An 8,393-nucleotide genomic window follows, 5' to 3' on the forward strand; every position below is an offset into this window, starting at 1 on the left:
GCCATGGTTAGACCTTCAAAGTTGAGTATTGTACCATTTTGTTTTTAATTGACTATACTTCGTCCGCTTTTCCGATGAAACGGTGTCTATTGATACGCCGCTCGGTGAGGTGCGTTGTTTCGGTAAGTACGGTTACGGCGGAGCTTATTTTATCGTTGGTGCGGACGGACGGGTGTGGCTGTATTCACCCGAGGCGGAAAATGCTTGGGAGAAGGAACTGGTGTTTGCCGGCAGCAGTTTGGATTTGTTTGTGCAGACTTATTGCCGTTTGATGGCAGAAGTGTTCCTGCTCAAGTCAGGCTTTGTTCTAGAAGGTGGGTTGACGAAAGATGGAGAAATAACTGAAAACTTGACCCGTTGGCTGGAGCAAGCCGATCCTGAAGCGGCTGCGGAAGATGCTTTTTGGGGACAGTTGCTGTATGAGCTGGAGGAGGGCTTTTTTCCGTTGATGGATAATCCTGTTACGCGGAATGTCGGTATGCCGGAGCATCGTTATCTGGAGGCAGAGAGGTCGTCTGAAAAATTGTAAAACTTTCCGTTGAGGAAAAGTAGTATAGAGACCCAAGCCATCTAAAATCAATTTAACGCTGTATCTGCGTAACATGACGGTCAATGCTATGAACGATAAACTGATTCAAACCTTTGCCAAAACTTTTGGTCTTCCTTACAAACAAGAGCCGCAAGAATTGCCGCCGTTGGAAGGCGGGCGGCATCTGCATTTGGGCGCGTTGGACGGGTTTTACCGCCATATGGACGGCGCGTGGCGGAGTGAAAACCCGCTTGCCGATTATTGGCTGGAAATGGAAACCCTGTTTTTGCAATGGCTGACTTATGCAAGGCTGCCGGATATTTGGAACGATTGGGCGTTTGGCTGGGACCTCAAAGCCGAACAATATCTGCCGATAGAAGGCTGGCGCGAAGAATGGGCAGTGTTTGGCGTAATGTCTGACGATTCGATTCTTTTTGCCGATACCGCTGCACTTGACAGCCCTGTTTATTGGCTGATGACCGGTTACGGCACGGTGGAAAAACGCCGCCTTGTCGCGCCGTCCGTGGCTGCATTGATGCAAACTTTGTTGGCTATTTATGATTTTGAACAGAAATGGCAGGCAGAGGGCAGGGCGGTTTATGATGAAGAAGGCTGTTGTACGGTTGCAGAATTGAGTGCGGCATTGCACGATTTGCTGTACAGAGAACTGCCGCCCGAATGCGCGGCAGGATTTGAAGAAGCGTTTTGGGGATGATGTTGGCTTGAGGTCGTCTGAAAAAACAAATAGCAGATTAAGGAAATTCTGATGAACACCGTTTCCATCCAAAACCTTTCCCACCGCTACGGCAAGACCCTTGCGCTTGACGATGTGTCGCTGGACATTCCGAAAGGCGCGACGGTCGGTTTGATCGGGCCGGACGGTGTGGGCAAATCGACGCTGCTCTCGCTGATGGCGGGTGTGAAAGTGATTCAGGACGGACGGGTGGAAGTGTTGGGCGGCGATATGACGGACAAGGACGTGCGGCGGGACTTGTCGCACCGCATCGCCTTTATGCCGCAGGGTTTGGGGCGCAACCTGTATCCTACCTTGTCGGTGTATGAGAATATCGATTTTCACGCGCGGCTGTTTGGTTTGGACGGACAGGAGCGTACGCGGCAGATTGCGCGGCTGATGGAGGCGACCCGCCTTGCGCCGTTTTCCGACAGGGCGGCAGGCAAGCTCTCGGGTGGGATGAAGCAGAAGCTGAGTTTGTGCTGTGCGCTGGTGCACAGCCCGGATTTGTTGATTCTGGACGAACCGACCACGGGCGTGGATCCTTTGTCGCGCCGCCAGTTTTGGGCGTTGGTGGACGATTTGCGGCGGGAACACGCGGGCATGACCGTGATTGTGGCGACCGCCTATATTGAAGAGGCGCAACGTTTCGAGCGGCTGCTGGCGATGGACGCGGGCAGGCTGCTGGAAAACAAGCCTACCGCCGACGTGCTGGCGGATTACGGCACCGACGTGTTGGAAGAGGCCTATGTCAAAATGCTGCCGCCGGAGAAACAGCAGGGTTCGGGCGGTTTGGACATTACGCCGTTTGTCCCCGACCCCGATGCGCCGCCCGCGATGGAAGCGCACGGGCTGACCAAGCGTTTCGGCGCTTTTACCGCTGTGGACCATGTTAGCTTCACCATTCAAAAAGGCGAGATTTTCGGCTTTCTCGGCAGCAACGGCTGCGGCAAGTCCACCACCATGAAAATGCTGACCGGCCTGTTAGAAGCGACAGAAGGCGCCGCCACGTTGTTGGGCAAGCCGATAGACGCGGGCGGCTTGGACACGAAAATGCGCGTCGGCTATATGTCGCAGGCGTTTTCGCTGTATGAGGAACTGAGCGTGCGCCGCAATCTGGATTTGCACGCCAGACTCTACCAGATGGGCGCTAAAGGCGCGGCGGCGGTGGAAGAAGCCCTGCAACAGTTTGATTTGGCGGATGTTGCCGACACCGCACCCGCATCGTTGCCGCTGGGTATCCGCCAACGCCTGCAACTTGCCGCCGCCTGCCTGCACCACCCCGAAGTATTGATTTTGGACGAACCGACTTCGGGGGTCGATCCCGCCGCGCGCGATATGTTCTGGCGGCATCTTCTGAAACTCTCCCGCGAAGACAAAATCACCATTTTCGTCTCCACCCACTTTATGAACGAAGCCGCCCGCTGCGACCGCATTTCCTTTATGCACAAAGGCCGCGTGCTGGCGGTGGGCACACCCGCCGAACTGGCGGTAAGGCAGAATGCGCCGGATTTGGAAGAAGCGTTTGTGCAGTATCTGATTGAAGCGGAAGGCGGGGAAGGTGGGGAAAGGTCGTCCCGACAGGAGGCTGAGCACTCTGAAAGTGAACAGCGCGAGTTTCGCCAAAATACAGACGGCGTGCGTGAACAAAGTTCACACACCCTACCGGCGGAAACTCCGACCGTAGGGTGTGTGGCGCAAGCCACGCACGCGGAAGGGGAATCGGACGACAGGCATTCTGAACTTTCAGACGACCTTCAAGGAAAAAATACAGGGTCGTCTGAAACCCAAAGCGGCGTGCGTGAACAAGGTTTACACACCCTACCGGTGAACAATAAAGCGGAATTGTCCGAACCGACCGTAGGGTGTGTGGCGCAAGCCACGCACGCGGAAGGGGAATCGGACGACAGGCATTCTGAACTTTCAGACGACCTTCAAGGAAAAGATATAGGGTCGTCTGAAACCCAAAACGGCGTGCGTGAACAAAGTTCATACACCCTACGAGACAACCCAAACACCCAAAATTTCAAATACCGGTTTTCCATGATTTGGACTTTCGCCCGTCGCGAAGCCAAAGAACTCCTGCGCGACAAAATCCGTTTGTTTTTCGCCGTGTTCGGCCCGTTGATTATCATGGCGTCGGTATCATGGGGGATTTCGTTTGACGTGCGGAATCTGAAATTCGCCGTTTACGACCGCGACCAAACCGCCGCCAGCCGCGAGCTGGTCGAATATTTCGACGGTTCGCGCTATTTCCTCCAACAGCCGCCGATACAGTCCGAAGCCGAAATCGACACCGTGCTCAAAAGCTCCGGCGCCATATTGGTCATCGATATTCCGAGCGGTTTCGGGCGCGATTTGGCGCGCGGACTCAAACCCGAAGTCGGTTTTTATGTGGACGGCTCCATGCCGTTTAACGCCACCAACATCCGCGGCTACATCGGCAGCCTGATCACCGCCTACACCAAAGACCGCATCGCCGAAAGCGGGCTGCCCGTTTCGCTCAAAGCCCCCACCGGCATCGAACCGCGCTTTATGTACAATCAGGATTTCAACAGCATCAACGCCATCGCCCCGGGCGTGATGATGCTGGTGTTGATGATGATACCCGCCATGATGTCGGCGGTCGGCGTGGTGCGCGAACGCGAAATCGGTTCCATCGCCAATTTCTACGCATCGCCCGCCGCCGTGGCGCAATATCTGATCGGTAAACAGCTTCCCTATATCGCCGTCGGCATGGTCAATTTCGCCGCCATGATGCTGATGATTATTTACCTGTTCGGCGTGCCGCTCAAAGGCTCGTTTACCGGACTCGCCGTCGGCACGCTCTTGATGGTGTCCGCCAGCACCGCGCTGGGGCTTTTGATTTCCTGCTTCGTGCGCTCCCAGCTTGCCGCCATTTTCGCCACCGCCATCATCACCATGATCCCCGCGCAAACCTATTCCGGCTTTCTCTACCCGCTGTCCACCATGGAAGGCGGCGCGCTGATTATCGGCAAAACCTTCCCGTCGTCGTGGTATTACACCGTCAGCGTCGGCAGCTTCACCAAAGGGCTGCACACCGCAGACCTGCTGCATGAATACGCCGCCATCGCCACCTTTGCCGCCACCAGCCTGATTCTGGCGTGCGTGTTGTTGAAGAAACAGGAGAAGTGAGAGGTCGTCTGAAAACTCAGCAGGCGGGTCTTGATGCCCGACCCGAACCTTAACCCACTATTAAAGAAAGAAACGCCATGAACCGAACAACCCTGTTTGACGGACTGGCCGAACGTTACGGCGCGGCGGCGGAATATCCGTGGGCGAAATCTCCCGACTTTGCCGTGTTCCGCCACACGGGCAACCGCAAATGGTTCTGCCTGTATATGCCCGTGCCGTCTGAAAAACTGGGCAGGGGCGAGGGCGGTCTGACGGAAATCGTCAACGTCAAATGCCGCCCCGAACACATCGGCGCATGGCGCGCAACGGCAGGCATTCTGCCCGCCTACCACATGAACAAAGAACACTGGTTGAGTATCGTATTGGCGCAAACGCCCGCAGAAAACGTGTGGCGGCTGATAGACGACAGCTTCGTGCTGACGCGCTAGGATTGATTAACTTCACACATCAAACGAAAGGAAAAACATGAAAACCATAGGCATCATCGGCGGCATGAGCCCCGAAAGTACCGTGCTCTACTACCAAATCATCAACCGCGAAACCAACCGCCGCTTGGGCGGCAACCGCAGCGCCAAAATCCTGCTCGACAGCGTGGATTTTGAAGAAATCGTCCGTTTGCAGAAAAGCGGCGACTGGGCGGCGGCGGGAAACGTGTTGGCGCAAAGCGCGCGGAAGCTGGAAGCGGGCGGCTCGGATTTTTTGCTGCTCGCCACCAACACCATGCACAAAGTCGCCCCCGCCATCGAACAGGCGGCCGGCATCCCCTTGCTGCACGTCGTCGATGCCACCGCCGCCGCCATCAAACGGCAGGGCTTGTCCGCCGTCGGCCTGCTCGGCACGCGCTTTACCATGAGCGACGGTTTTTATACGGAGCGCATGGATTCGCAGGGCGTGAAAACCATAGCTCCGACCGCCGCTGAACAAGACGAAATCCACCGCATTATTTTTGACGAACTGTGCCTGAACCGCATCCACTCCGAATCCGCCCGCTACTTTTACGATGTGATAGGCCGTCTGAAAAACGAAGGCGCGCAGGGCGTGATACTCGGCTGCACCGAAATCTGCCTGCTTGTGAACGAAACCGACAGCCCGCTGCCCGTGTTCGACAGTACCGCCATCCATGCGCTTGCGGCGGTGGATGCAGCGCTGACGGAATAAGTGGGACTCCTGATTAAACTGCTACGGAGTGGGTTTGCCATTTCGTATCAGTTTATCCGTAGTCCCACCCATGATGCGGCAAACGCCAAATTTCAGGATATAGATGTTATCCGCTTATGAAGAGTAAACTTTGTGAATAATTTTGACGGTTTTTCCGTTGCGGTTAAATTCCGTATCGGTATGAGCGCCTGAAGCGCAATCCAAACTTTGGTATTCCATATTGATATGGTTGGGATTTTTACGGCGCAGTTTGAAGGACCATTCAAAGGTTTCGGGTTGTGCGTTTTCCGTGTTGCCGCAGTCCATTTTTTCTTTACCGTTCAGAGTCAGGTTTTTGCGCGGCAGGGTGGAAGGAACGGTTTTAGGGTAGGGCGCTTCGCCGTTGTAACCTTGCTTCATAAAGACGGAGTAGGCTTGTTGCAGCGAACCGGTGTAACGGCATTCGTAGCGGGTTACGATGGCATCGAGTTCGGGGTTGCCTGTGGATTTCGGGCTTTCATGGCAGGACAGATTGCCGGCAAAAGCGGCAGGGGAAGCGAGAAGCAGGCAGAGCAGTAAAGGTTTGACGGACATCATAGTTCCTTAGATTGGATTGATGAAATAGGTCGTCTGAAATCAAAGCTGATCCCAAAGACCTTATTTGAAAAACATAATTATACATCGTCGGTCTGACTAAACGAGTTGGATTGACCAAGCAGCGTGGTAGCCGATTCCATAAGCATTGACTTTATCCGATGTGTTTCGACGGATTTTTTTAGGAAAAAACAGACTCTATTGTGTGTACACGGCGAACCTGCTGCCGGACTTTTAATGGGAAAACCGAGGCTGTAAAGCTGAAAAACAGCCGGACAATTTTTCAGACGACCTTTGAGAAAGCAAGCTACCAACAGGAATCCCCATGCGTACCCTGAAAAACATTCTGACCCTGATGCTCAAAGAGTTCCGCAGCGTGCTGACTGATCCGGTGCTGATGGTGCTGATTGGGTATATCTTTACCGCCACGATTTATCAGATGTCACAGGTCGGATCGGATTTGAAAAATGCCACCGTCGGCATCATCGACCAAGACCGTTCGGTCTTGTCCATGCGTATCCGCGATGCCGTGCAGCATCCGTTTTTCAAACCGGTAGAGGACGTGCGGCGCGAGGATTCGGACGAATTGATGGATAAGGGCGAGTTCACCTTTATTTTGGAAGTGCCGCCCAATTTCCAGCGCGACATGGCGGCGGGGCATAATCCTGATTTGCAGCTTTGGGTTGATGCGACGTCGATGACGCAGGCGGGGGTGGGCGCGTCTTATCTTTCGCAAATTATCAACCGCGAAATTTACGAATTCACCGGCGTGACGCGGCCGGAGTTAATCAACCCCGTCATCAATACTTATTACAATCCCAACGGCGAAAGCGCGTGGTTCATGCCGACTTCGCAAATCGGCTCGATGTCGTGTATGTTGCTGATTTTATTGACGGGGGCGGCGGTTATCCGCGAACGCGAACGCGGCACAATCGAGCATTTGCTGGTGATGCCGGTCAATGCGTTCGAACTGATGATGGGCAAAGTGCTGGCAAATGCCGCCGTGATTTGGGTGGCAGCATTGTCGTCGCTGTGGTTTATCGTGCATTTGAGCATAGGCGTGCCGCTCATCGGCTCGGTGCCGCTTTATGCGGTAGGGCTGGCGTTGTTCCTGTTTTCGGTGGCGTCGCTGGGCATCATGATTGCCACGTTCGCATCGACGATGGGGCAGTTCGGTATGCTGATGTTGCCGGTGTATATCGTGATGAACCTGTTTGCCGGCGGCGCATCCCCGCGCAGCAACATGCCGCACGCGGCGCAACTGATCAGCGAATATTGGCCGCTGACGCAGTTTGTGAAGTTTTCTCAAGACATCCTGTTCCGCGGCGCGGGGATTGAAATCGTGTGGGGGCATATGCTGATTATGGGCTGTATCGGCGTAGGATTCTTGTGGCTGGCATTGTTGCGGTTTCAAGGGATGCTGGAACGGCAGGGTTAGATAGGTCGTCCCGCTAGGAGGCTGCGCACTCTGAAAACGAGCGAAGCGAGTTTCGCTAAAACTGAAAAGGGAACTTCCGTGAGAAATTACCCGAACAAACAAGCATTATTGGATGCCGTTCAGACGGCCTTGGATAAGTATCTCGCCGAGTTTGCCGATATACCCGAAAGTGCGAGAAATATTCGTGCGGCGGACGGCGGCAAAACGCCTTCGGAACATTTGTCCTACCAACTGGGCTGGGTCCATTCCCTGCTGGATTGGGAACGGCGCGAACAGGCGGGCGAAGAGGTGCATACGCCTGCCGAAGGCTTCAAATGGAATAACTTGGGCGGTTTATACCAACGTTTCTATCAAGTTTACAGCGTTTACACTTTGGCGGAACAACAAGCGATGCTGCGCGGGAAAACCGCCGAATTGTGTGCATGGATAGAGGGTTTGAGCGAAGACGAGCTGTTTCTTGCAGGGCAGAGAAAATGGGCGGAAACTGCCGCGCAATGGCCGTTGTGGAAGTGGATACATATCAACACAGTCGCCCCGTTTACCAATTTCCGCACCAAGATTCGGAAGTGGAAAAGGGAGGTGGGGAATAGGGCGGATGAGTAATTTTTTAGAGAAATTACCTCTACTTGTTTTATCGAAACTCGTTTTGCTTGTTTTCAGAGTGCGCAGCCTCCTGGTGGGACGACCTTTTGCCGTTCTTGAACAAGTTAGGGCTTTTCTGGGCAGAGCTTCTGCAAAACCGAGGATCGCTAAAAAGCAAACCTGACGGTTCGCTGCCCTCTCCCTAGCCCTCTCCCACGGGGAGA

The 8,393-nt window shown here is 54.4% G+C and carries 8 protein-coding genes; 7 read left to right on the top strand and 1 reads right to left on the bottom strand.

Translation table 11 applies throughout. From position 1 onward, the window contains the following. Positions 1 to 82: 82 nt before the first annotated feature. The 5 genes from HMPREF3277_RS06750 (at position 83) to HMPREF3277_RS06770 (ending at position 5,576) form a co-directional block, all read left to right on the top strand. Positions 83 to 529, top strand: coding sequence for an SUKH-4 family immunity protein (locus HMPREF3277_RS06750; RefSeq protein WP_070870456.1), 447 nt, complete (start codon positions 83 to 85; stop codon positions 527 to 529). 88 nt (positions 530 to 617) lie between these two features. Further along, on the top strand, positions 618 to 1,244 hold the full coding sequence (locus HMPREF3277_RS06755) for a hypothetical protein (RefSeq protein WP_070870457.1): 627 nt from the start codon (positions 618 to 620) through the stop codon (positions 1,242 to 1,244). Between the two features lie 51 nt (positions 1,245 to 1,295). Further along, positions 1,296 to 4,418, top strand: coding sequence for an ABC transporter ATP-binding protein/permease (locus tag HMPREF3277_RS06760; protein ID WP_070870459.1), 3,123 nt, complete (start codon positions 1,296 to 1,298; stop codon positions 4,416 to 4,418). A 77-nt stretch (positions 4,419 to 4,495) separates the two neighbouring features. After that, entirely contained in the window at positions 4,496 to 4,846 is a 351-nt protein-coding gene (locus tag HMPREF3277_RS06765) for an MmcQ/YjbR family DNA-binding protein (RefSeq protein ID WP_019271349.1), read from the top strand. Positions 4,847 to 4,883: 37 nt separating this feature from the next. After that, entirely contained in the window at positions 4,884 to 5,576 is a 693-nt protein-coding gene (locus HMPREF3277_RS06770) for an aspartate/glutamate racemase family protein (protein WP_070870461.1), read from the top strand. Between the two features lie 114 nt (positions 5,577 to 5,690). Here the strand turns inward: HMPREF3277_RS06770 and HMPREF3277_RS06775 are convergent, their stop codons facing one another. Then, on the bottom strand, positions 5,691 to 6,149 hold the full coding sequence (locus HMPREF3277_RS06775) for a phage tail protein (RefSeq protein WP_070870463.1): 459 nt from the start codon (positions 6,147 to 6,149) through the stop codon (positions 5,691 to 5,693). A 325-nt stretch (positions 6,150 to 6,474) separates the two neighbouring features. Between HMPREF3277_RS06775 and HMPREF3277_RS06780 the strand changes: the two genes are divergently transcribed. Together HMPREF3277_RS06780 and HMPREF3277_RS06785 are read left to right on the top strand one after the other, a co-directional pair. Next, a complete protein-coding gene (locus HMPREF3277_RS06780) occupies positions 6,475 to 7,587 on the top strand; it encodes an ABC transporter permease (RefSeq protein ID WP_070870464.1) in 1,113 nt (370 codons plus the stop codon). 78 nt (positions 7,588 to 7,665) lie between these two features. Continuing rightward, positions 7,666 to 8,190: a ClbS/DfsB family four-helix bundle protein gene (locus tag HMPREF3277_RS06785; protein WP_070870466.1), complete on the top strand. Its 525-nt coding sequence runs from the start codon at positions 7,666 to 7,668 to the stop codon at positions 8,188 to 8,190. The last annotated feature ends 203 nt before the right edge of the window (positions 8,191 to 8,393 follow it).

Source organism: Neisseria sp. HMSC70E02 (genome assembly GCF_001838645.1).
Lineage (GTDB): Bacteria > Pseudomonadota > Gammaproteobacteria > Burkholderiales > Neisseriaceae > Neisseria > Neisseria macacae.